The sequence below is a fragment of the Kitasatospora sp. NPDC004289 genome, from assembly GCF_053602875.1.
This window is the reverse complement of record NZ_JBSGEL010000017.1, coordinates 113401-135744: the sequence shown is the minus strand read 5'-3', so window position 1 is coordinate 135744 and position 22344 is coordinate 113401. Positions and strand designations below refer to the sequence as shown.

Genomic DNA, 22344 nt, shown 5'->3' with positions numbered 1-22344 from the left:
CGCCCGGTTACATTCCGAACCCGGAAGCTAAGCCTCACAGCGCCGATGGTACTGCAGGGGGGACCCTGTGGGAGAGTAGGACGCCGCCGAACAATTCTTCAAAGGCCGTGGCCCCAGCGAATAGCTGGAGCCACGGCCTTTTTGTTTTTCCCGATGGCATCGAGCCGGCTCCCGCCCGACAGCGGGGACGGTCCCGGTGCCGGACAATGGAGCTGGTGTGTGGCCACGCGGGTCGCCGCCAGACCGCACCGGACGGGAAGTCCCGTCCAGGCCGCGCGGTTGAGCTGAAGCAGCAGACAGGAGTCACCACGATGTCGAATCCTCCCCAGGACCGCCCGGACCGTCGCGACGACGGCCGTGGCTACGAGCCCCGGTCGCGTGGCGGCTGGTCCAACGACCGGGGTCCGCGCCGGGATGACCGTGGCGACCGTCCTTCCTACGGCAACCGTGACGACCGCGGCCCGCGTCGCGACGACCGTGGTGGCGACCGTCCCTCGTACGGCAACCGTGACGACCGCGGCGGCCGCCCCTCCTACGGCAACCGCGACGACCGTGGTGGCCGTCCGTCCTTCGGCGACCGTGGCGACCGTCCCTCGTACGGCAACCGTGACGACCGTGGCCCGCGTCGTGACGACCGTGGCGACCGCCCGTCCTACGGTGACCGTCCGTCCGGTGGTGGCTTCCGCCGTGATGACCGTGGTGACCGCCCCTCGTACGGCAACCGTGACGACCGCGGCGGCCGTCCCTCGTACGGCAACCGCGGCGACCGCGGCCCGCGTCGCGACGACCGTGGTGGCGACCGTCCGTCGTACGGCAACCGTGACGACCGCGGCGGCCGTCCGTCCTACGGTGACCGTCCGTCCGGTGGTGGCTTCCGCCGGGACGACCGTGGTGGCGACCGTCCGTCGTACGGCAACCGTGACGACCGTGGTGGCCGTCCGTCCTACGGCGACCGTGGCGACCGCCCCTCCTACGGTGACCGTGGCCCGCGTCGTGACGACCGGCCGGCCTTCGGCGACCGCGGCCCGCGTCGCGACGACCGTGGTGGCGACCGTCCGTCGTACGGCAACCGGGACGACCGCGGCGGCCGTCCCTCGTACGGTGACCGTCCGTCCGGTGGTGGCTTCCGCCGGGACGACCGTGGCGACCGTCCGTCGTACGGCAACCGCGATGACCGTGGTGGCCGTCCGTCCTACGGTGACCGTCCGTCCGGTGGTGGCTTCCGCCGGGACGACCGTGGCGACCGTCCGTCGTACGGCAACCGTGACGACCGCGGCGGCCGTCCGTCCTACGGCGACCGTGGCGACCGCCCCTCGTACGGCAACCGTGACGACCGCGGCGGCCGTCCCTCCTTCGGCGACCGTGGTGACCGCCCCTCCTACGGGGACCGCCCGCGCCGGGACGACCGTGGTGGCGACCGTCCGTCGTACGGGAACCGCGACGACCGTCCCCGTCGGGACGACCGCGGCGGCGACCGTGGTGGCTTCCGCCGGGACGACCGCGGTGGCCGTCCGTCCCACGGTGACCGGGGTGGCCGGCCGTCGTTCGGGGACCGTGGGCCGCGGCGTGAGGAGCGGTCGGACTACGACGACCGCCGGGGCAACTACGAGCCCGTCAAGCGGCTGCCGATCCCGGAGGACGTGACCGGCTTCGAGCTGGACGCGGACGTCCGCCAGGACCTGAAGAGCCTGCCGAAGACCCTCGCCGACGACGTGGCGCGCAACCTGGTCATGGTGGCCCGGACGCTCGACACCGACCCGGAGGAGGGCTACCAGTACTCCCGCGTGGCGCTCCGCCTCGCCTCCCGCGTGGCCTCGGTCCGCGAGGCGGCGGGCTTCGCCTCGTACATGACGCAGCGTTACTCGGAGGCGCTGACCGAGTTCCGCGCCGCGAAGCGGATGACCGGCCGGGTGGACCTGTGGCCGGTGATGGCGGACTGCGAGCGCGGTCTGGGCCGTCCGGAGCGGGCGCTGGCGATGGCCGGTGAGCCCGAGGTGAAGCAGCTGGACAAGGCCGGTCAGGTCGAGATGCGTCTGGTCGCGGCGGGTGCCCGCAGCGACATGGGCCAGTTCGACGCGGCCGTGGTGACCCTGCAGAGCCCGGAGCTGGCCTCCAACGCGGTGCACCCGTGGACCGCCCGTCTGCGGTACGCCTACGCCGAGGCGCTGATCGCGGCCGGCCGTGCCGACGAGGGGCGCGAGTGGTTCGCCAAGGCGGCCGAGGCGGACACCGACGGGGCGACCAACGCCTCGGAGCGGCTCGCCGAGATCGACGGCCTGGAGTTCACGGACACCATGGACCCGGAGGTCGAGGACGAGGCCGAGGGTGACGCGGCCGACGCGGCTGACGAGGGCGTCGAGGACGCTCCGGTCGAGGAGAAGCCGCGCCGCCGGGTCTCCGTGGACGACACCGGCGAGGACCGGGTCATCTACGAGGACGAGGAGGACGTCGAGGAGTACTACGACGAGGACGACCTCGAGATCGACGAGGCGGACGAGGACGAGCTCCGCGACGGCAAGGGCAACGGCGACGACCGTCGCTGAGGCTGAGTGAACGTCAGAAGGCCCCGGCCACCGAGAGGTGGTCGGGGCCTTCTGCGTTTCGGGGCCCGGTGCCTGACGCCGGTTCAGCCCAGTTCGAGGCTGCGGATCACCAGGCCGGTGGCCGGCTTGGGGCCGAAGGAGGTGGACTTGCGGGGCATGGTGACGCCCTGCTCGGCCAGGCGGCGGACCACGCTCTCGTCCACGGGGTGGAGCAGCACGGCGGTGCCGCCGGTGCGGGCGGCCTCGCGCTCGGCGGCGGCCGAGGCGTGCAGGTAGCCGATGTCGTCGGGGCCGTCCGGCACCCGCCAGGTGTGGTCGAGCAGGACGGAGTGGAGGACGGTGGCGTCCAGGTGGCGCCACTCCTCGGGGCGGTCGGCGCGGACGTGGGCGTCCAGCAGGGCCGGGTCCGGGTCGGTGAGCAGGTGGAAGGAGCCGCCGCCGTCGGTGAGCAGGAAGGCGTTGCCGCCGTGCCGCTTGGCCTCGGCGAGGGCCGCCAGGGCGTGCTCCAGCGGGCCGGGGACCTCCTTTACCCGCCACTGCTCGCCGAGGGCGGTCAGGGCGTCGGCGAGCGGCAGGCGGTAGAGCACGCGGTGGATGGCGCGGACCCGGAGCGGGTAGCGGGCGGTGTCCACCAGCAGGACCATGCCGCGGTCCCAGGGGCTGCGGGGGAGGTGGCGGTGCTCGCGCTGGAGGCGCAGGTACATCTCCCAGCGGTGGTGGCCGTCGGCGATCAGGGCCCGGCAGGTGGCCAGGTCGCGGGTGACGGCGGCCAGCTCGGCCGGGTCGGTGACGGCCCACAGGCGGTGGTGGGTGCCGTCGGTGGTGGTCGTGGTGAGCAGGGGCTCGCCGAGCACGGTGCGCTCGATCACGCCGGCCGCGCCGCCGCTGCCCCGGTAGGTGAGCAGCAGGGGTTCGAGGTTGGCCTTGGTGGTGCGCATCAGGCCGACCCGGTCGGCGACCGGACGGGGCATCACGTCCTCGTGCGGGAGGACGACGCCGGCCTCCTTGCCGCTGACGGCGAGGGAGCCGATCAGGCCGCGCTGGAGGATGCCGCCGGCGGTCTGCTCGTAGACGTAGAGCGCGGCCTCGGGGTCGGCGGCGAGCACGCCCTCGCGCTGCCAGTCGGCGAGCAGCCGGGCGGCGTGGCGGTAGCGGGTGTCGCGGTCGGGGCGGTCGCCGCTGTCCTCGGGCTCGGGGCGGGGGAGGATCAGCCGGACGATGTTGTGGGGGTCGGAGGTCTCCAGGTCGAGCCGCCGGTTCGGGTCCACCACGTCGTAGGGCGGCGAGGTGACGGCGGCCAGGTTGCCGACCCGGTCCGGGCGGTAACGGAGGGCGCGGAACGGGGACAGGGACAGCCCCGCCGTGGCGACCTGTCCGGGGTCTCCGGGGCCGCCCGACGGGACACCTGCTCCACTGGGTGCACTGGGTGTCGTCATCCTGGGCATGGTAACCGGGTATGTGCTGTTGAGTGATCACAGTGGCTGGAGGCTGTGTCAGATTTCGTGCACTGGCCGGAGGGAGCGGGGACGGTATGAGCAACGGTGACGGGGTGCCCGAGGGCGAGGTCTACGACTGGTACCGGCGCGGGGCGCAGCTGTTGGAGCAGGGGCATCCGGCGGCGGCGGTGCAGCTGTTGGTGCGGGCGGCGGAGGCTGAGCCGCACTCGCGGAGCGTGCGGGAGGCGCTGGCCCGCGCGCAGTACGGGGCGGGGCTGTACCGGGAGGCGTTGGAGAACTTCAAGGCGGTGGCGCAGGCCGATCCGTCGGACGACTACGCTCAGTTCGGGTGGGGCCTGACGGCGGCCCGGCTGGGTGACTTCGAGGGCTCGGCCGAGCACCTGGCGCTGGCGGTGGCGATGCGCCCGGAGGCGGAGCACTACCGGGCGGCGCTGCGGCAGACCAAGGCGACGCTGGCGGCCCGTGCCGGGGCGTACGGGCCGTTGCTGCCGGGGGCGCCCGGGTACCGGGAGCCGGGGCAGGACTCCGCCTGACGACTCCGCGCGACGGGGTGACGGACCGAGGACGACGAGCACGAGGTGGCAGCAGCATGACCCAGACCGCGAACGGTACGGCCCGGACGGCGCCCGGGGGCAGTGGGCTCCCGCTGGCCGAGGCGTACGACACGGCGCTGCTGGACCTGGACGGGGTGGTGTACGCGGGCCCGTACGCGATCGACCACGCGGCGGCCTCGCTGGACGTGGCCCGGGCGGGCGGGATGCGGTTGGCGTACGTGACCAACAACGCCTCCCGTCCGCCGCGGGTGGTGGCGGAGCACCTGACCGAGCTCGGCGTGCCGGCCGCGCCCGAGGACGTGATCAACTCGGCGCAGGCGGCGGCCCGGCTGGTGGCCGAGAAGGTGCCGGCCGGGGCGAAGGTGCTGGTGGTCGGCGGGGCCGGGCTGGTGGAGGCGCTGGCCGAGCACGGGCTGGTGGCGGTGCGCTCGCTGGAGGAGGGGCCGCTGGCGGTGGTGCAGGGCTACGACCCGTCGGTGGGGTGGCCGCAGCTGGCGGAGGCCTCGTACGCGGTGGCCTCGGGGCTGCCGTGGGTGGCCTCGAACACCGACCTGACGGTGCCGACGGCGCGCGGCATCGCGCCGGGCAACGGGACGCTGGTCGCGGCGGTGCGGACGGCGACCGGGGTGGAGCCGGAGGTGGCGGGCAAGCCGCTGCCGCCGATGCACCGGGAGACGGTGATCCGGACGGGCGCGAAGCGGCCGCTGGTGGTGGGTGACCGGCTGGACACCGACATCGAGGGGGCGTGGAACGGCGGGGTGGACAGCCTGCTTGTCTTCACCGGTGTGACCACCCCGGCGCTGCTGCTGGCGGCCCCGCCGGAGCACCGGCCGACGTACCTGGCGGCGGACCTGCGCGGGTTGCTGACGGCCCATCGGGAGGCGGTCGCGGTGGACGGCGGCTTCGAGTGCGGGGGTTGGCGGGCCTGGGCGGAGGACGGCGTGCTGCGGCTGGCGGGGGGCGGCGAGGACGTCTACGACGGGCTGCGGGCGCTGTGCGGCGCGGCCTGGTCGGCGGAGCGTCCGGTGGACGGGCGGAAGGCGTTGGAGGAGCTGGGGCTCTGAGGGGCCCGGTGGTGCGGAGGGCGGTGGCCGGTGGCCGCCGCCCTCCGTCGTTCCGTCGTTCCGTCAGCTGGTGGTGCGGGTGAGCCAGGTGACGGTGGTTCCGGTGTCGAAGGACTTCCGGTCGGTCGGGGTGAAGAGGGTGGGGGCGAAGCCGCCGGCCACCATGGGGATGCCGGAGCCGGCCAGCACGGGGTAGCTCTTGACGATCAGTTCGTCGATCTCGGGGAGCAGGGCGCCGGCCAGCCGGCCGCCGCCGCAGAGCCAGATGTCCCGGCCGTCCTGCCGCTTGAGCTCGCGGACGAGTGCGAGCGGGTCGTCCTTGACCACGGTGACGGCCGGGTCGGTGCCGGGGGCCAGGGTGCTGGAGACGACGTAGGTGCGCAGGTGGGCGTACGGGTCGGTGAGGCCGGCGTCGAGGGCGGGGCGGTAGGTGCCGAGGCCCATCAGGACGGTGTCGAAGCGGGCGCCGGGGGTCTCGGCGAGGCCGAGGGCGGCGCGCATCGGGGTGGGCACCGTCTCGGGGAGGTGGCCGTTCATCCAGGTGCTGTAGGTGTCGTTCAGCGGGAAGAAGTCGTACTCGCCGCCGGGACCGGCGATGTAGCCGTCGATGGTGACCCCGACGTAGTAGACGAGCTTGCGCAAACTGGTACCACTTTCTTTGGAGTACTCTGACTGGAGTGGTCAGACCGTAGTACTACGGATGGAGTGGTGTCAATGGCGCGCAGGAACGAGGGGCGGCGGGCGGCCCTGGTGGACGCGGCGATCGAGGTGCTGGCGGCGGAGGGCGCGCGCGGGCTGACCTTCCGCGCGGTCGACGCGGCGGCCGCCGTCCCGCCCGGGACGGCCTCCAACTACTTCGCCAACCGGGACGACCTGCTCACCCAGGCCGGGGCCCGGGTCTACGAGCGGCTGCAGCCCGACGAGGAGACCGTGGCGCGCCAGCGCGCGGCGAAGCCGGACCGGGAGACGTACGCCGCGCTGATGCGGGAACTGGTGGGCCGGGTAAGCGCTTTCCGGACCGGCTACCTGGCGCTGCTGGAGCTGCGCCTGGAGGCCACCCGGCGGCCCGGGCTGAGGGACGTGCTGACCGAGCGGGTGCGGGCCGACGTGGACGCCAACGTGGCCTACCACGAGGCCTCCGGGCTGCCCGGGGACGCGGAGGCGGTGCGGCTGCTCTACCTGGCCTTCAACTGGCTGATCGTCGAGCAGCTGACGCTGCCGGGGGTGTTCTCCGAGGAGGAGCGGGAGCGGCTGGTCACGGCCGCGGTGGAGCGGATCGTCCCGGCCGGCTGACGGCGCGTCGGAGCTGTCGTCAGATGGCCGGGAAAGCGCTTGCCGCGGAGGTGGGGCGCGGTCAGAGCAGCGAGCGCAGGCGGAGCAGGTCGCGGAAGCCGGCCTCCAGCTTGACCCGGCCGGAGGCCCAGGCGGAGGCGAACTTCAGGGAGCCGCCGACCATCGCGACCAGGTCGTCGCTGGTCATGGTGAGGCGGATCTCCGCCTTGGTGGCGGGCGGGCCGGGGTGCTCGGTGAGGTCGGCGATCTCGCCGCCGCGCAGCCGGCCGGTGAAGGTGACGTCCAGGTCGGTGAGCCGGCAGCTGAGCGAACGGTCCAGGGCGGCGGCCTGCCGCACGTCGCCGTCGGCGCCCGTGAGGTTCCGGCTGAGCTGTTCGAGTGCCGTGCGGCACTCCTCGGTGCTGGCCATCGCTGTGATCTCCCGTCAGGTTCGGCGGCCCACGCTATCGCAGTGCCGACGGCCTCCCTCGGGTAGCGTCGTCGGCGAGGGCGGGAACGGCACGGAGGAGGCGGAGATGCTGCGGGATCTGGTGCGCGGGGTGGTCGTGGTGGCCACCGAGGTCGCCGAGGAGGCGGGCAAGCGGGCGGTGGTGCTGCTGGAGCAGCTGCCGCCGGTGGTGAAGCGGGTGGAGACCCTGGCCGGGGAGGCCGTGACGGCCGGACGGGCCGGGATCGACCTCGCGGTCGGGGTGACCCGGGCCGAGGCGGAGAAGGTCTTCGAGAAGGTCGGCGACCAGGTGGTGAAGGTCGGCGTGGTGCTGAGCTACCTGGAGAAGCAGCTGGTCGGCGGGGCCGAGGCGGAGAAGGCGCCGGAGCCCGAGCAGCCGCAGGAGCCTCGGGCGGCGGGGCTGTTCGACCAGGGGTGGGAGCAGGAGGTCCGCCGGCCGGAGCCCGAGTGGGAGCCGGAGCCGGAGCTGGAGGAGGAGCCCGATCCGGGACCGGACGCGTGGTTCGTGCCGGGTGAGGACGAGGAGCCCGAGCCGGATCAGGTGGTGGCCGCTCCGGTGCAGAAGGCGGCGAAGAAGGCGGCGGCGAAGAAGACCGCTCCGGCCAAGAAGACGGCGGCCAAGAAGACGGCGGTCAAGAAGACGGTCGTGAAGCGGACCGCGACGGTGAAGAAGTCCACCGCCCGGAAGGCCGCGCCCGCCAAGAAGAAGCCCGCCGATGACTGACCCGGCGGTGCTGGAGGACGAATCGTACGACCCCACCGGGCTCCCCGAGGTGGACGCCGAGCTGGCCCGTCTCGCGGAGGCGGCCGGGGCGGAGACCGGGGAGCGGGTCGCGGTGTACGAAGATGTACAGCAGCGGCTGGCGGACGTGCTGGCCGCGCTCGACCGGCAGTAGGAGATGGAACCCCAGTGGCAGTGGCACGACGCCGACTCGACGCGGAGCTGGTCCGCCGCAAGCTGGCCCGTTCGCGTGAGCACGCGAGCGAGCTGATCGCGGCCGGGCGGGTCACCGTCGGCGGCACCACCGCGACCAAGCCCGCCACCCAGGTGGAGACCGCGGCGGCCGTGGTGGTGGCGAAGGACGAGAACGACCCGGACTACGTCTCGCGCGGCGGGCACAAGCTGGCCGGGGCGTTCGCGGCCTTCGTGCCGCAGGGGCTGGTGGTCGAGGGCCGCCGGGCGCTGGACGCGGGCGCGTCCACCGGCGGGTTCACCGACGTGCTGCTGCGGAGCGGGGCCGGGCACGTGCTGGCGGTGGACGTCGGCTACGGGCAGCTGGCCTGGTCGCTGCAGAGCGACGAGCGGGTGACGGTGATGGACCGCACCAACGTGCGGGAGCTGACGCTGGAACAGATCGGCGGCGAGCCGGTCGACCTGGTGGTGGGCGACCTGTCGTTCATCTCGCTGGGCCTGGTGCTGCCGGCGCTCGCGGGCTGCTGCGCGCCCGACGCCGACCTGGTGCTGATGGTCAAGCCGCAGTTCGAGATCGGCAAGGACCGGCTCGGCAGCGGCGGGGTGGTGCGCAGCCCGCAGCTGCGCGCCGAGATGGTCCGTCAGGTGGCGGGCCACGCCTGGGAGCTGGGGCTCGGGGTGCGCGCGGTGACCGCCAGCCCGCTGCCGGGGCCCTCGGGGAACGTGGAGTACTTCCTCTGGATGCGCCGGGACGCGCCGCAGCTCGACCCGGCGGACGCGGAGCGGGCGGTGGCGGAGGGCCCGCAGTAGGGCGCGCGTGGCCGGTTTCACCACTTCCGGTGGGCGGGTGCCCGGATAGGGTGCTCCGCAGGCGTCCGGTCCGTTGCGCCGCAGCGGGGGCAGGTGTGAGGGAGAGGGCAGCAGCATGAGCGACGAACGTACGGTCTTCCTGATCGCGCACACCGGCCGGGAGACCGCGCTGCGCAGCGTCGAGGCGCTGGTGCACGGCCTGTTGAAGGCGGGGATCAGGATCCGCCTGCTCTCCGCCGAGGCGGTCGGGCTCGACCTGCCCGACGGGGTGGAGCTGGTCGGCGGCGGGCACGGTGCGGCGGACGGCTGCGAGCTGATCCTGGTGGCCGGCGGGGACGGCACGCTGCTGCGCGGGGCCGAGCTGGCCCGGGAGTCCGGGCTGCCGATGCTCGGCATCAACCTGGGCCGGGTGGGCTTCCTGGCGGAGGCCGAGCGGGACGACCTCGCGGTGGTGGTCGAGCGGGTGGTGGACGCCGACTACGAGATCGAGGACCGGATGACCCTCGACGTGGTGGTGCGCACCAACGGGGACGTGCTGTACGAGGACTGGGCGCTGAACGAGGCCTCGATCGAGAAGGCGTCCCGGGAGCGGATGCTGGAGGTCGTCACCGAGGTGGACGGGCGGCCGGTGTCCAACTTCGGCTGCGACGGCGTGGTGCTCTCCACCCCGACGGGGTCGACGGCGTACGCGTTCTCGGGCGGCGGGCCGGTGGTGTGGCCGGAGGTGGAGGCGCTGCTGATGGTGCCGATCTCCGCGCACGCGCTGTTCGCGCGGCCGTTGGTGACCTCGCCGCACTCGGTGCTGGCGGTGGAGGTCCAGCCGAAGACGCAGAACGGGATCCTCTGGTGCGACGGGCGGCGCTCGTTCGAACTCCCGGCGGGGGCGCGGGTGGAGGTGCGGCGGGGGAGCACGCCGGTGCGGCTCGCCCGGCTGCACCGGGCGCCGTTCACGGACCGGTTGGTCGCGAAGTTCGCGCTGCCGGTCACGGGGTGGCGGGGGCGCGGCGGGGCCTGCTGACGGGTGCCTGCCGGCTGACCTTCGGCAGGGCAGCGACCCGGGGGCGCGGGGAACTGCGCGCGGGGGAACGGCAGCACGTGCAACTGGCTCGCCTGCCCCGATCCAGCGCTGGTCCGCCTTCCGTACTCGCGCAGTTCCTCGCGCCCCTGGTGTAACCACTCTCGTGTCAGACCGCGAGCGGGAGGGCCGAGTCGAGGCCGGGCCAGTGGCCGGTGGCGGCCAGGGCGGCGGTGGTGGCCAGACGGGCGGCGGCGTCGGGGGCGGCGGCGGGCGGGACGGTGAGGGGGATGCGGATGTGGTGCTCGAAGGCGCCGTCCACGCCGAACCGGGAGCCGGCCGCGATGCGGACGCCGGTGTGTTCGCCGGCCTGGGCGAGGGCTGCGCCGGAGAGGCCGTCGGTGGAGACCCAGAGGGTGAGGCCGCCGGGCGGCAGCTCGGCCTGCCAGCGCGGGAGTTGATCGCGTAGGGCGGCCAGCAGGGCCTCCGCGCTGGAGCGCAGCCGCTGGTGCCGGTCGGCCCGGGCCTCGGCGAGGTGCTCGGTGAGCAGTTCGGCGGCGATCAGTTGCTCCATGACGGGGCTGCCGATGTCGGTGAAGGCCCGGTCGGTGGCCAGCCGGCGGATCAGGCCGGGGGCGGCGCGGACCCAGCCGATCCGCAGGCCGCCCCAGAGGATCTTGCTGGCGGAGCCGACCGTGACCACCTGGGCGCCGCGGTCCAGGGCGGCGGTGGGGCGGGGCATCTCCGTGGTGTTCCAGCCGAGTTCGGCGGGGGTCTCGTCGACCAGGACGGTGGTGCCGGAGGTGCGGGCGGCGGCCAGCAGGGCGCGCCGCTGGTCCTCGTCGATCAGGGCGCCGGTGGGGTTGTGGAAGTCGGGGATGACGTAGGCGAGCCGGGGCGCGGCGTCGCGCAGCACCCGCTGCCACTCGGGCAGGTCCCAGCGGCCGCCGTGCTGGGCGACGGGCACCAGGCGGGTGTCGGCGCGCTGGAGGGCGCGCAGGGTGTGGGCGTAGCCGGGGGCCTCGACGGCGACCCGGTCGCCGCGGGAGAGCAGTGCGTGGTGGACGAGCTGAAGGGCCGTCATGGCGCCGGTGGTGACCAGGATCTGGTCGGGGGTGGTGGGCAGGCCGCGTTCGGTGAAGCGGTGGGCGATGGCCTCGCGCAGGACCGGGACGCCGGTGGGGAAGTTGCCGTGGCCGGCGGCGTAGGCGGGCAGTTGCTCGACGGCGCGGGCGGCGGCCTGGCCGAGCCAGGGCTGCGGGGCGGGCAGGGCGGCGATGCCGAGGTCCAGGGTGCGGCCGCTCTCGTCCGGCGGGACGGGGTGCAGGGCGTCGCTGGGCGGGCTGCTGCCCTCGGGCAGGGTGGTCCAGCTGCCGGAGCCGCGGCGGCTGCGCAGGTAGCCGTCGGCGCGCAGCGCCTCGTAGGCGGCGGCCACGGTGGTGCGGCTGAGGGCCAGGGCCTGGGCCAGTTCGCGTTCGGCGGGGACCCGGGTGCCGACGGCCAGGCGGCCCTGGGAGACCAGCAGGCGGACCTGTCCGGCGAGTTCGCGGTAGGCGGGGCGGTGGCCGTCCGGGTCGGGCAGGTGCGCGGTGCGCAGCTGCCGGGCCAGGGCGATGGGGGAGACGGTGCTCTGCCACTCGGCCATTTCAGTCCACTTCCATCGGATTGGCCCTGTCGAGGCCTCGGGTGGACTCCCCATGATGGCAGGGCGGCCGCTCGGCCGCCAGCATCCACCCTCCCGAGGAGCGCCCTGCCATGGCCACTTTCACCGAAGCGACCCCGACCGCCAGCCCCCGCGTCTGGACCACGGGCCGGCTGGGCCGCCGGGTGCCGCAGCTGCTGGTGGGCCTGTGGCTGTACGGGGCGAGCCTGGCGCTGATGATGCGCGGCTCACTGGGCGTCAATCCGTGGGACGTGCTCAACCAGGGCCTGCGACATCACCTGGGCCTGAGCATGGGCAGTTGGGTGACCATCGTCGGCGCGCTGGTGCTGCTGCTCTGGATCCCGCTGCGGCAGGTGCCCGGCGTCGGGACGGTCGGCAACGTGGTCGTGCTCGGCATCGCGATGGACGTCACCCTCGGTCTGCTGGACGCCCCGGAGGCCTGGGCGGCGAGGATCGCCCTGTTCGTCTCCGGCCTGCTGCTCAACGGCCTGGCCACCGGCCTCTACATCGGTGCCCGGCTGGGCGCGGGCCCCCGGGACGGCCTGATGACGGGCCTGCACCGGCTGACGGGCCGTTCGATCCGGCTGATCCGCACCAGCATCGAGGTCACCGTGCTGCTGGTCGGCGTCGCGCTGGGCGGATCGGTCGGTGTCGGTACCGTCGCCTACGCTCTGGCGATCGGGCCGCTTGCACAGTTCTTCCTGCGTCGGTGCACGGTGCCCGAGGACGCCCGGAAGGGATGAACTTGCCCCGCGACTTCGCGGTCCGGAGCGGGCGCTCGTCGCGCTGTGGGGGTGGAACCTCGTAAGGTCGTCACCGTGTTGGACGAGATGCGGATACGGGATCTTGGCGTCATCGACGACGCGGTGGTCGAGCTGGCGCCGGGATTCACGGCGGTCACCGGCGAGACCGGGGCGGGCAAGACCATGGTGGTGACCAGCCTCGGGCTGCTGCTCGGCGGCCGTTCGGACCCGGCCCTGGTGCGGCGCGGGGCCGAGCGGGCCGTGGTCGAGGGGCGGCTGTCGCTGCCCGCCGGCTCCTCGGTGCTGGCCCGGGCTGTGGAGGCCGGGGCCGAACTGGACGAGGGCGAACTGCTGATCAGCCGGACGGTCTCCGCCGAGGGGCGCTCGCGCGCCCACGTCGGCGGCCGCTCGGTGCCGGTCGGCCTGCTCACCGAGCTGGGCGAGGACCTGGTCGCCGTGCACGGCCAGACCGACCAGCAGCGGCTGCTGCGCCCGTCCCGCCAGCGCGGCGCGCTGGACCGCTACGCGGGCGCCGCGGTGGCCGCCCCGCTGGCCCGCTACCGGGAGACCTACCGCGAGCTGCGCGAGGTGGCCGCGACCCTGGAGGAGCTCACCACCCGGGCCCGCGAGCGGGCCCAGGAGGCGGACCTGCTGCGCTTCGGGCTGGACGAGATCGCCGCCGCCGAGCCGGTGGCCGGGGAGGACGTCGAGCTGGCGGCCGAGGCCGAGCGGCTCGGCCACGCCGACGCGCTCAGCTCGGCCGCCGCGCTGGCCCAGGCCGCCCTCACCGGCCACCCCTCCGACCCGGAGGGCGTGGACGCGGGCACCCTGCTCGGCCAGGCCCGCCGCGCCGTGGACGCCGTCCGCCACCACGACGAGCGCCTCGCCGCGCTCTCCGACCGGCTGAACGAGGTCGGCTACCTGCTGGCCGACGTCGCCCAGGACCTGGCCGGCTACGCCGACGACCTGGACGCCGACCCGGTCCGCCTCGCCGCCGTCGAGGACCGCCGGGCCGTGCTGGCCCAGCTGCTGCGCAAGTACGCCGGCGAGGAGAACACCCTGGCCGAGGTGCTGGAGTGGTCCGAGACCTCGGCCGCCCGGCTGGCGGAGCTGGACGGCGACGACGACCGGATCGTCGAGTTGACGGAGCGTCACGCGGAACTGCGGGCAGGGCTCACCGATCTGGCGGCCGAGCTGTCCGCCGCCCGGCAGGCCGCCGCCGGCCGCTTCGCCGAGGCGGTCTCGGCCGAGCTGGCCGAGCTGGCCATGCCGCACGCCCGGGTCACCTTCGACCTCAGCCGCGCCGACGACCCGGACGGGCTCGAACTCGACGGCCGCACCGTCGCGTTCGGCCAGCACGGGGTGGACGAGGTCGAGGTGCTGCTCGCCCCGCACCCCGGCGCCTCGCCCCGGCCGATCGCCAAGGGCGCCTCGGGCGGTGAGCTCTCCCGGGTGATGCTCGCGGTCGAGGTGGTCTTCGCCGGTGCCGACCCGGTGCCGACGTACCTCTTCGACGAGGTGGACGCCGGTGTCGGCGGCAAGGCGGCGGTCGAGATCGGCCGCCGGCTGGCCAAACTCGCCGAGTCCGCCCAGGTCGTGGTGGTCACCCACCTCCCGCAGGTCGCGGCCTTCGCCGACCGGCACCTGGTGGTCGAGAAGACCAACGACGGCACGGTGACCCGGAGCGGCGTCAAGGTCCTCTCCGACGAGGAGAGGGTGCGCGAACTCTCCCGGATGCTGGCCGGCCTGGAGGACTCCGAGCTCGGCCGTGCCCATGCGGAGGAACTGCTCGCGGCCGCCCGGGGGCCCCGGCAGCACTGACGGGGTGTGGTCGACACGGGAGCCGCCGACTGTCCAAAGGGGCGCCTTACCTGGCATGGTGGCGGCTGGACACTGACTGACCAGGCCGTGATCGAGTCGGAGCGAGACGACGTGGACCATTCCGCCACCCGCGCCACCAAGGGCACCGAGACGGGGCAGCTGCACGTGGTGCTGGTGCTCTCCGCAGGGAGCGGGGGCATCGGCGCCCATGTGCGCTCGCTGGCCCAGGGCCTGGTCGCGCACGGCGTGGTGGTCACCGTCTGCGCCCCCGCCGGCACCGACGCGCTGTTCGGCTTCGGGCGCACCGGCGCGCGCTTCCACCCGGTCGACATCACCCCCACCTCGGGGGCGCGCAGCGACGCCACCGCCATCGGCGAGCTCCGGCGCGCCTTCACCGGCGCGGACATCGTCCACGCGCACGGCCTGCGCGCCGGGTTGCTCTCCGACCTGGCGCTGCGCACCGCCGGCCGCTTCCCCGGCCTGCGGCCGGAGACGCCGCTGGTGGTGACCTCCCACCACGCGATGCTGGCCACCGGACTCGACCGGCGGCTGCAGCGCCTGATGGAGCGTCGGGTGGCCCGCTCCGCGGACCTGGTGCTCGGGGCCTCGTCCGACCTGGTGGCCCGGGCACGTGAGCTGGGCGCCACCGACGCCCGGCTGGGGCCGGTGGCGGCGCCGCCGATGCCGCCCGCCGAGCTCGGCCGCGAGGCCGCGCGGGCCGCGCTGCTCGGCGGCGGGCCCGACCGGCCGTTGGTGCTGGCGATCGGGCGGCTGGTGGCGCAGAAGTCCTTCGGGCTGCTGCTGGACGCGGCGCGGCTGCCGGAGTTCGGCGAGGGCGACCCGCTGGTGCTGATCGCCGGCGACGGGCCGGAGCGCGAGCAGCTGGGGGAGCGGATCGCCGCCGAGAAGCTCCCGGTCGAGCTGCTCGGGCACCGCACGGACGTGCCGGACCTCCTGGCGGCGGCCGACCTGGTGGTGGTCAGCAGCCGCTGGGAGGCGCGGTCACTGGTCGTCCAGGAGGCGGTCCGGGCCGGCGTCCCGGTGGTCGCCACCTCGGTCGGGGGGATCCCCGAACTGGTCGGCGAGGCCGTGGCGTTGGTGCCGTACGGGGACCCCGACGCCCTGGCCGGCGCCGTGGGGGGCCTGCTGGCGGACCCGGCCCGGCGGGCGGCCCTGGTCGAGGCGGCCCACCAGCAGGCGGCCACCTGGCCCGAGGAGTCCGACACCGTCGCCCAGGTCCTCAGCACCTACGACGAATTGGTGATGCGTTCGTAGGTGGTCATGCCAGGGGCGCGGGGAACTGCGCGCGGCGGTAGGCGTCGACCTGGTTGCCGGGTACGGAGGCTCACGTGCAACTGGCACTCCGTACCCGGCACTTGGGTCACTTTCTTCCGACTCGCGCAGTTCCTCGCGCCCCCAGCGGCCTGACCTCTTCCCGAGGGGCGATCAACGCGTACGCGGCCGCCGCTCCGGCGAGGGCGATGGCTGCGCAGGTCCAGGTGCCGCTGTGCATGGCGGTGGTGAAGGCGTGGTCGGCGGCCGAGGTGAGGCGGGCGGCGGCCTCGGGTGGGAGGTGGGCGGCGACGGCGTGGGCGGAGGGGAGGTCCGCGGCGGCCGGGGCCGGGACGTCCGGGAGCCGGTCGCGGTAGGCGGCGGAGACCACGGTGCCGACCACGGCGATGCCGAGCACGCCGCCGAGTTCGCGGGCCACCCCGTTGAAGGCGCTGACCATCGGGGCCCGCTCCCGCGGGATCGCGGCGACGGCGGTGGCGCTGGCCGGGGCCATCACCAGGCCCATCCCGGCGCCGACCACGGCCATCGCGACGCAGAGGAGCGCGTACGGGGTGTCGACCTCGGTCAGTGAGATGCCCGCGAGGCCGAGGGCCATCAGCAGCAGGCCGCCCGCGATCGCGAGCCGGGTGCCGAAGCGGGCGGCGGTGGCGGCGCTGGTGGCGGAGGTCGCGGCCATCGCCAGGGCGAACGGCAGGGCGCCCAGGCCCGCCTTGAACGGGCTGAAGCCGTGCACCAGTTGGAGGTACTGGGTGTAGACGAAGAGCAGGCCGAACAGGGCGAAGAAGGTGACCGCGAGCATCGCCCCGGCCAGGCTGACCGAGCGGACGGCGAACATTCGCAGGTCGACCATCGGCTGAGGCGTGGTCAACTCCCAGCGGGCGAAGGCACCCAGCAGCACCACCGCGGCGGCGGCCTCCAGCAGGGAGGTGGCGGAGAGCCAGCCGCGTTCCGGGCCCTGGATGATCATGTCGACCAGGGCGGCCAGGCCGAGGGCGGAGAGCAGCAGGCCGGGCACGTCCAGCCGGCCGGTGGGGCGGCCCGGCAGGGCCGGGACCAGCAGCAGGGCGGCGGCCAGGGCGGCGGCGACCAGCGGGACGTTGATCCAGAAGACGCTGCTCCAGGAGTAGTGCTCCAGCAGCAGGCCGCCCGCGATCGGGCCGATCACGATGCCGAGCCCGGCCGTGGCGGACCAGACGGCGATGGCCTTGGGCCGCTCGCGCTCGTCGAAGAGCGTCACGATGACCGAGAGGGTCGCGGGCATCACGAAGGCCGCGGCCAGGCCCATCACGGCCCGTAGGGCGATCAGCTGCGCGGCCGAGTCGGAGAGGGCGGCGACGGCCGAGGCCAGGGCGAAGACCGCGAGCCCGGCGGTGAGCGAGCGCCGCTGGCCGATCCGGGTGCCGAGGCCGCCGGCGGTGATCAGCATGGCCGCGAAGACCAGGGTGTAGGCGTTGTTGATCCACTGCAGGTCGGCGGTGGAGGCGTGCAGGGCATCGGCGAGCGCCGGCAGGGCGGTGTTGAGCACCGTGTTGTCGATGGTGACGACCACCAGCGAGGAGCAGAGCGCGGCCAGGGCGCGCCAACGGCGGGGGTCGGGCAGGGCGGACGTGCTCACGGGAGTCCCCTAACTCTCGTAACCTTACGGCTGTTAGCTGTCGTCGGAGAAGCTAGCGCGCTGACCTAACGGGTGTAAAGTCACGCCCATGGAGCAGCAGGAGGCACCGGCCAGGCCCAGGAACCGCCGGGGTGAGGGCACCCGGCTGCGCGAGGAGATCGTCACGGCGGCGATCGCCGTGATCGAGCGCGAGGGCTCCAAGGAGGCGGTCACCCTGCGTGCGGTGGCCCGCGAGGTCGGCATCGCCGCGCCCTCGATCTACGGGCACTTCCCCGACCGGGAGGCGATCGTCGGGGCCGTGGTCACCGAGGCGCTGGGCCGGCTGGGCGCGATGACCGGGGCGGCCACGGCCGGGGTGACCGACCCGGTGGAGCGGCTGCTGGCGGGCTGCGCCGCGTACGTGGAGTTCGGCATCCGGGAGCCGGCCTGCTACCGGATCGTCTTCGGCTCCCACAAGATCACGGCCGGCGCCTGCGAGCGGCAGGACGGGCCGAACGGGTTGGACGCCCTGATGGCGCTGGTGCGCAACCTGGAGGCGGTGGTCGAGGCCGGGCGCTCGGCCAGCACCGACCCGTTCGGCGACGCGATCGCGCTCTGGACGGCGCTGCACGGCCAGGTCACCCTGCGGGCCGCGCTGCCGGACTTCCCCTGGCCGCCCACCGACACGGTGGAGCAGCTGGTCCGCCGTCTGGCGATGATCACCGACCGCGAGGACTGACGGGGCACGGGGAGGGCGCCCGGCGTGTCGTCGGCCGGGCGCCCGGGGGTCACTCCTGAGGGGGCGTCAGAGGGTGGCCTGCTCCCGCTCCCGCCCGTCCGGCTGGGCCGAGAGGTAGGCCCCGGCGCAGGCGGTCAGCCGCAGCGCGGTGTCGATCAGCGGGACGTGGCTGAAGGCCTGCGGGAAGTTGCCGACCTGCCGCTGGGCGCGGGAGTCCCACTCCTCGGCCAGCAGCCCGAGGTCGTTGCGCAGCGCGAGCAGCTTGTCGAACAGCTCCCGCGCCTCCTGCACCCGCCCGATCATCGCCAGGTCGTCGGCCAGCCAGAACGAGCAGGCCAGGAAGGCGCCCTCGTGGCCGGAGAGGCCGTCCACGTTGTTGCCGTGGTCGTCGTGGGTCGGGTAGCGGAGCACGAAGCCGTCCTCGGTGGAGAGCTCGCGCTGGATGGCCTCGATGGTGCCGATGACGCGCTTGTCGTCCGGCGGCAGGAAGCCGACCTGGGGGATCAGCAGCAGCGAGGCGTCCAGCTCCTTGCCGCCGTAGTACTGGGTGAAGGTGTTGCGCTCCGGGTCGTAGCCCTTCTCGCAGACATCCCGGTGGATCTCGTCGCGCAGCTCCTTCCAGCGCTCCAGCGGGCCCTCGGCCGGGGTCTGCTCGATCAGCTTGATGGTGCGGTCCACCGCGACCCAGGCCATCACCTTGGAGTGCACGAAGTGCCGCCGGGGCCCTCGCACCTCCCAGATGCCCTCGTCCGGCTCCTGCCAGTGCTGCTCCAGGTAGCTGATCAGCTTGAGCTGCAGCAGGTGGGCGTGGTCGTTGCGGGTGAGGCCGGTCATGTGGGCCAGGTGCAGGGCCTCGACCACCTCGCCGTAGACGTCCAGCTGGAGCTGGTTGGCCGCGCCGTTGCCGACCCGGACGGGCTGGGAGCCCTCGTAGCCGGGCAGCCAGTCGAGCTCGAACTCCTTGAGCTCCCGCTCGCCGGCGATGCCGTACATGATCTGCAGGTTCTCCGGGTCGCCCGCGACGGCCCGCAGCAGCCACTCGCGCCAGGCCCGGGCCTCCTCGCGGTAGCCGGTGCGCAGCAGCGAGGAGAGGGTGATCGCGGCGTCCCGCAGCCAGGTGTAGCGGTAGTCCCAGTTGCGCTCGCCGCCGATGTCCTCGGGCAGCGAGGTGGTGGGGGCGGCCACGATGCCGCCGGTGGGGGCGTAGGTGAGCGCCTTGAGGGTGATCAGCGAGCGGACCACCGGCTCCCGGTACGGGCCCTGGTAGGTGCACTGGGCGACCCACTCGCGCCAGAACTCCGCGGTGTGCTTGAGCGCGGCCTCGGCGTCCGGCGCGTCGGGGGCGGGCAGGTGGCTGGCCTGCCAGGTGAGCGCGAAGGCGATCCGCTCGCCCTCGGCCACCGTGAAGTCGGCGTAGGTGGTCAGGTCCCGGCCGTAGGTCTCGGCCTCGCCGTCCAGCCAGACCGAGTCGGGCCCGGCCACCGCCACCGTGCGGTGCCCGCCGTCGGCCTGCTCGACCCGGTGCACCCAGGGCACCACCCGGCCGTAGCTGAAGCGCATCCGCAGCGCCGAGCGCATCCGGACCCGGCCGGAGACGCCCTCCACGATCCGGATCATCTGGGGCACCGCGTCCGGCCCGGTGAGCGGGCGGGGCGGCATGAAGTCGATCACCCGGACTGTCCCGCCCGGGGCGTCCCACTCCTGCTCCAGGACGAGCGAGTCGCCCCGGTAGCGGCGCCGGTCGGCGGGCACCGCGGGGGCGGCGGCCGTCGCCGGGGGCTGCTTCTCCTCGCCCGGGTAGGAGTGGGCCGAACGGGGGACGGGAGCGGCGGAGGCGGGGACGGTGGCGGCGCCGACCGGCTCGGCGGGGCCGATCCGCCAGAAGCCGTGTTCGTCCGTGCCCAACAGCCCGGCGAACACCGCCGGCGAGTCGAACCGGGGAAGGCAGAGCCAGTCCACGGCCCCGTCCCTGCTGACCAGGGCGGCGGTCTGCATGTCCCCGATGAGTGCGTAGTCCTCGATACGGCCGGCCACGTTCGGTTCTCCAGTTCGCAAGATGTGCTCGGCGGGCACCGGCGACGGGCGCGCGCGGCCGCTGCGGGACCGGAGCCGTCCCGGGCGGGCGGCTGGTGGCCACCGGGGCGGGGCCGTGGTGGGCCCCTGGCCTGGGACGGGCGAGAACTGGTGCGGGAGGATCCGGTCGCGCATCGGGGACCGAAAGGGCGTCGTCCGGCCCCCTCGCCCTCCGCGTGCTGTGCTGTCGGCGATGCGTCCGTGCAGGATACTTCGGGCGGCTCGGGCAGGGCACGCGCAAGTCACCCGAACCCGACGCAGTCCCACTGATTGCCCGCAAACTGGTCCGAACGGGTCAGCCCGGATGATCCACACGGACCACCCGGAGTTGATCCTTCCGGGCCAGTCCGTTCAGTGTCGAGGGAACGGTGGATGAACGTCACACGGACGGGCCACACCGCCCGGGACGCCGTCAGGTCCGGCCCGCTGATACCCTGGTATCCCGTGGACTGGTGGGCAGACGCCCCGGAACCGCCGACCCCGACGACCCCGCCGGAGCAGCCGAGAGGCTCCCGGCCGAGTGCGAACTCCTCGTCGTGAGCCGGCTCCCCCGGTGGCCGCTCCACCGGCGTTACACCTCGACACGCGACCCACGGGAGCCCCCTCTTGGCACAGCCCCATTCCGGCAAGGCAGCGAACGGCCGCGCCGTGACGACCAAGCACCTCTTCGTCACCGGGGGTGTCGCCTCGTCGCTCGGCAAGGGCCTCACCGCCTCCAGCCTCGGTGCCCTGCTCAAGGCACGCGGCCTGCGCGTGACGATGCAGAAGCTCGACCCGTACCTCAACGTGGACCCGGGCACCATGAACCCGTTCCAGCACGGTGAGGTCTTCGTCACCGACGACGGCGCCGAGACCGACCTCGACATCGGTCACTACGAGCGCTTCCTCGACACCAACCTGCACGGCTCGGCGAACGTCACCACCGGTCAGGTGTACTCGACGGTCATCGCCAAGGAGCGCCGCGGCGAGTACCTGGGCGACACCGTCCAGGTCATCCCGCACATCACCAACGAGATCAAGTCCCGGATCCGCCGGATGGCGACCGAGGACGTCGACGTGGTGATCACCGAGGTCGGCGGCACCGTCGGCGACATCGAGTCGCTGCCCTTCCTGGAGGCCGTCCGCCAGGTCCGCCACGAGGTCGGCCGGGACAACGTCTTCTTCGTGCACGTCTCCCTGCTGCCGTACATCGGCCCCTCGGGCGAGCTGAAGACCAAGCCGACCCAGCACTCCGTCGCCGCGCTGCGCAACATCGGCATCCAGCCGGACGCGATCGTGCTGCGCGCCGACCGCGAGGTCCCGCAGGCCATCAAGCGCAAGATCTCGCTGATGTGCGACGTGGACGAGGAGGCCGTGGTCGCGGCCATCGACGCCAAGTCGATCTACGACATCCCCAAGGTGCTGCACGGCGAGGGCCTGGACGCGTACGTGGTGCGCCGCCTGGACCTGCCGTTCCGCGACGTGGACTGGACCACCTGGGACGACCTGCTGCGCCGGGTCCACGAGCCCCAGCACATCGTCAAGGTGGCGCTGGTCGGCAAGTACATCGACCTCCCGGACGCCTACCTCTCGGTCACCGAGGCGCTGCGCGCGGGCGGCTTCGCCAACAACGCGCGGGTCGAGATCAAGTGGGTCACCAGCGACGACTGCCTGACCCCCGAGGGGGCGCAGGAGCAGCTCGGCGACGTGGACGCGATCTGCATCCCCGGTGGCTTCGGCGACCGCGGTGTCGACGGCAAGGTCGCGGCCATCACCTACGCCCGCGAGAACCGCATCCCGCTGCTGGGCCTCTGCCTGGGCCTGCAGTGCGTGGTCATCGAGGCGGCGCGGAACCTGGCCGGCCTGCCGGACGCCAACTCCACCGAGTTCGACGCGGCCGCCAAGTACCCGGTCGTCTCCACCATGGCCGAGCAGCTGGCGATCGTGGACGGCAAGGGCGACCTGGGCGGCACCATGCGCCTGGGCCTCTACCCGGCCAAGCTGGCCGAGGGCTCGATCGTCCGCGAGGTCTACGGCGGCGAGCAGTACGTCGAGGAGCGCCACCGCCACCGCTACGAGGTCAACAACGCCTACCGCGCCGACCTCGAGAAGACCGGCCTGCAGTTCTCCGGCCTCTCCCCGAAGGGTGACCTGGTCGAGTACGTCGAGTACCCGCGCGAGGTCCACCCCTACCTGGTCGCCACCCAGGCGCACCCGGAGCTGAAGTCCCGCCCGACCCGCCCGCACCCGCTCTTCGCGGGTCTGGTGGCCGCGGCCATCAAGATCAAGACCGACGCGGAGTAGTTCGCGGGAGGTTCACGGACGGCGGTCGTGCGTTTCGC

The 22344-nt window shown here is 73.9% G+C and carries 19 protein-coding genes, 1 rRNA gene and 1 pseudogene; 15 read left to right on the top strand and 6 right to left on the bottom strand.

The features are described from left to right. The 3 genes and pseudogenes from rrf to ACWEPF_RS14315 form a co-directional block, all read left to right on the top strand. Window positions 1-92: ribosomal RNA gene (gene rrf, locus ACWEPF_RS14325) — 5S ribosomal RNA — on the top strand; the annotation flags it as partial. Between the two features lie 591 nt (window positions 93-683). Further along, window positions 684-1454 (top strand): annotated as a pseudogene (locus tag ACWEPF_RS14320) (tetratricopeptide repeat protein); the annotation flags it as partial. A gap of 276 nt (window positions 1455-1730) precedes the next feature. Beyond that, window positions 1731-2543, top strand: coding sequence for a tetratricopeptide repeat protein (locus ACWEPF_RS14315; RefSeq protein WP_452172748.1), 813 nt, complete (start codon window positions 1731-1733; stop codon window positions 2541-2543). A gap of 83 nt (window positions 2544-2626) precedes the next feature. Here the strand turns inward: ACWEPF_RS14315 and ACWEPF_RS14310 are convergent, their stop codons facing one another. Beyond that, window positions 2627-3979 carry a DUF1015 domain-containing protein gene (locus ACWEPF_RS14310; RefSeq protein WP_345284856.1) on the bottom strand — a complete coding sequence of 451 codons (1353 nt, stop codon included), beginning with the start codon at window positions 3977-3979 and terminating at the stop codon, window positions 2627-2629. 95 nt (window positions 3980-4074) lie between these two features. Here ACWEPF_RS14310 and ACWEPF_RS14305 point away from each other — a divergent pair, with 95 nt between their 5' ends. Together ACWEPF_RS14305 and ACWEPF_RS14300 are read left to right on the top strand one after the other, a co-directional pair. After that, window positions 4075-4533 (top strand): tetratricopeptide repeat protein, encoded by a 459-nt coding sequence (locus tag ACWEPF_RS14305; RefSeq protein WP_345284854.1) that lies wholly within the window; start codon window positions 4075-4077, stop codon window positions 4531-4533. 56 nt (window positions 4534-4589) lie between these two features. Beyond that, window positions 4590-5618, top strand: a complete 1029-nt coding sequence (locus ACWEPF_RS14300; protein ID WP_452172745.1) for an HAD-IIA family hydrolase — start codon at window positions 4590-4592, stop codon at window positions 5616-5618. A 63-nt stretch (window positions 5619-5681) separates the two neighbouring features. Here ACWEPF_RS14300 and ACWEPF_RS14295 read toward each other — a convergent pair whose 3' ends face one another. Beyond that, window positions 5682-6260: a dihydrofolate reductase family protein gene (locus tag ACWEPF_RS14295; protein ID WP_452172744.1), complete on the bottom strand. Its 579-nt coding sequence runs from the start codon at window positions 6258-6260 to the stop codon at window positions 5682-5684. A 72-nt stretch (window positions 6261-6332) separates the two neighbouring features. Between ACWEPF_RS14295 and ACWEPF_RS14290 the strand changes: the two genes are divergently transcribed. Then, window positions 6333-6911, top strand: a complete 579-nt coding sequence (locus tag ACWEPF_RS14290) for a TetR/AcrR family transcriptional regulator (RefSeq protein ID WP_452172743.1) — start codon at window positions 6333-6335, stop codon at window positions 6909-6911. Window positions 6912-6972: 61 nt separating this feature from the next. Here the strand turns inward: ACWEPF_RS14290 and ACWEPF_RS14285 are convergent, their stop codons facing one another. After that, on the bottom strand, window positions 6973-7320 hold the full coding sequence (locus ACWEPF_RS14285; RefSeq protein ID WP_345284846.1) for a sterol-binding protein: 348 nt from the start codon (window positions 7318-7320) through the stop codon (window positions 6973-6975). A 106-nt stretch (window positions 7321-7426) separates the two neighbouring features. On the opposite strand from ACWEPF_RS14285, the gene ACWEPF_RS14280 reads away from it, so the two are divergent. From ACWEPF_RS14280 to ACWEPF_RS14265, 4 genes are all read left to right on the top strand, one after another. Beyond that, window positions 7427-8083, top strand: coding sequence for a hypothetical protein (locus ACWEPF_RS14280; RefSeq protein ID WP_452172742.1), 657 nt, complete (start codon window positions 7427-7429; stop codon window positions 8081-8083). Beyond that, on the top strand, window positions 8076-8255 hold the full coding sequence (locus ACWEPF_RS14275) for a hypothetical protein (protein WP_452172741.1): 180 nt from the start codon (window positions 8076-8078) through the stop codon (window positions 8253-8255). The genes ACWEPF_RS14280 and ACWEPF_RS14275 overlap by 8 nt, the downstream gene beginning before the upstream one ends. Before the next feature lie 20 nt (window positions 8256-8275). Beyond that, the gene (locus ACWEPF_RS14270) at window positions 8276-9082 is read left to right on the top strand and encodes a TlyA family RNA methyltransferase (protein WP_345284921.1); all 807 of its coding nucleotides are present in this window, start codon (window positions 8276-8278) and stop codon (window positions 9080-9082) included. A gap of 115 nt (window positions 9083-9197) precedes the next feature. Further along, window positions 9198-10100, top strand: a complete 903-nt coding sequence (locus ACWEPF_RS14265) for an NAD kinase (RefSeq protein ID WP_345284840.1) — start codon at window positions 9198-9200, stop codon at window positions 10098-10100. Between the two features lie 166 nt (window positions 10101-10266). Here the strand turns inward: ACWEPF_RS14265 and yczR are convergent, their stop codons facing one another. Beyond that, window positions 10267-11742 (bottom strand): MocR-like transcription factor YczR, encoded by a 1476-nt coding sequence (gene yczR / locus ACWEPF_RS14260; RefSeq protein ID WP_452172740.1) that lies wholly within the window; start codon window positions 11740-11742, stop codon window positions 10267-10269. A 110-nt stretch (window positions 11743-11852) separates the two neighbouring features. Here yczR and yczE point away from each other — a divergent pair, with 110 nt between their 5' ends. The 3 genes from yczE to ACWEPF_RS14245 all read left to right on the top strand — a co-directional run bounded on the left by yczE (window position 11853) and on the right by ACWEPF_RS14245 (window position 15599). After that, window positions 11853-12503, top strand: a complete 651-nt coding sequence (gene yczE / locus ACWEPF_RS14255; protein WP_345284836.1) for a membrane protein YczE — start codon at window positions 11853-11855, stop codon at window positions 12501-12503. An 87-nt stretch (window positions 12504-12590) separates the two neighbouring features. Next, on the top strand, window positions 12591-14324 hold the full coding sequence (recN, locus tag ACWEPF_RS14250; protein WP_452172747.1) for a DNA repair protein RecN: 1734 nt from the start codon (window positions 12591-12593) through the stop codon (window positions 14322-14324). A gap of 111 nt (window positions 14325-14435) precedes the next feature. Then, complete coding sequence (locus ACWEPF_RS14245; RefSeq protein WP_452172739.1) at window positions 14436-15599, top strand: glycosyltransferase family 4 protein; 1164 nt, start codon at window positions 14436-14438, stop codon at window positions 15597-15599. Window positions 15600-15705: 106 nt separating this feature from the next. Here the strand turns inward: ACWEPF_RS14245 and ACWEPF_RS14240 are convergent, their stop codons facing one another. Continuing rightward, complete coding sequence (locus ACWEPF_RS14240) at window positions 15706-17232, bottom strand: MFS transporter (protein WP_452172738.1); 1527 nt, start codon at window positions 17230-17232, stop codon at window positions 15706-15708. An 88-nt stretch (window positions 17233-17320) separates the two neighbouring features. On the opposite strand from ACWEPF_RS14240, the gene ACWEPF_RS14235 reads away from it, so the two are divergent. Next, the gene (locus ACWEPF_RS14235) at window positions 17321-17950 is read left to right on the top strand and encodes a TetR/AcrR family transcriptional regulator (RefSeq protein ID WP_452172737.1); all 630 of its coding nucleotides are present in this window, start codon (window positions 17321-17323) and stop codon (window positions 17948-17950) included. Between the two features lie 66 nt (window positions 17951-18016). Here ACWEPF_RS14235 and ACWEPF_RS14230 read toward each other — a convergent pair whose 3' ends face one another. After that, window positions 18017-19984 carry a glycoside hydrolase family 15 protein gene (locus ACWEPF_RS14230; protein ID WP_452172736.1) on the bottom strand — a complete coding sequence of 656 codons (1968 nt, stop codon included), beginning with the start codon at window positions 19982-19984 and terminating at the stop codon, window positions 18017-18019. Window positions 19985-20671: 687 nt separating this feature from the next. Between ACWEPF_RS14230 and ACWEPF_RS14225 the strand changes: the two genes are divergently transcribed. Beyond that, window positions 20672-22306, top strand: coding sequence for a CTP synthase (locus ACWEPF_RS14225; RefSeq protein WP_380149706.1), 1635 nt, complete (start codon window positions 20672-20674; stop codon window positions 22304-22306). Window positions 22307-22344 lie beyond the last annotated feature (38 nt).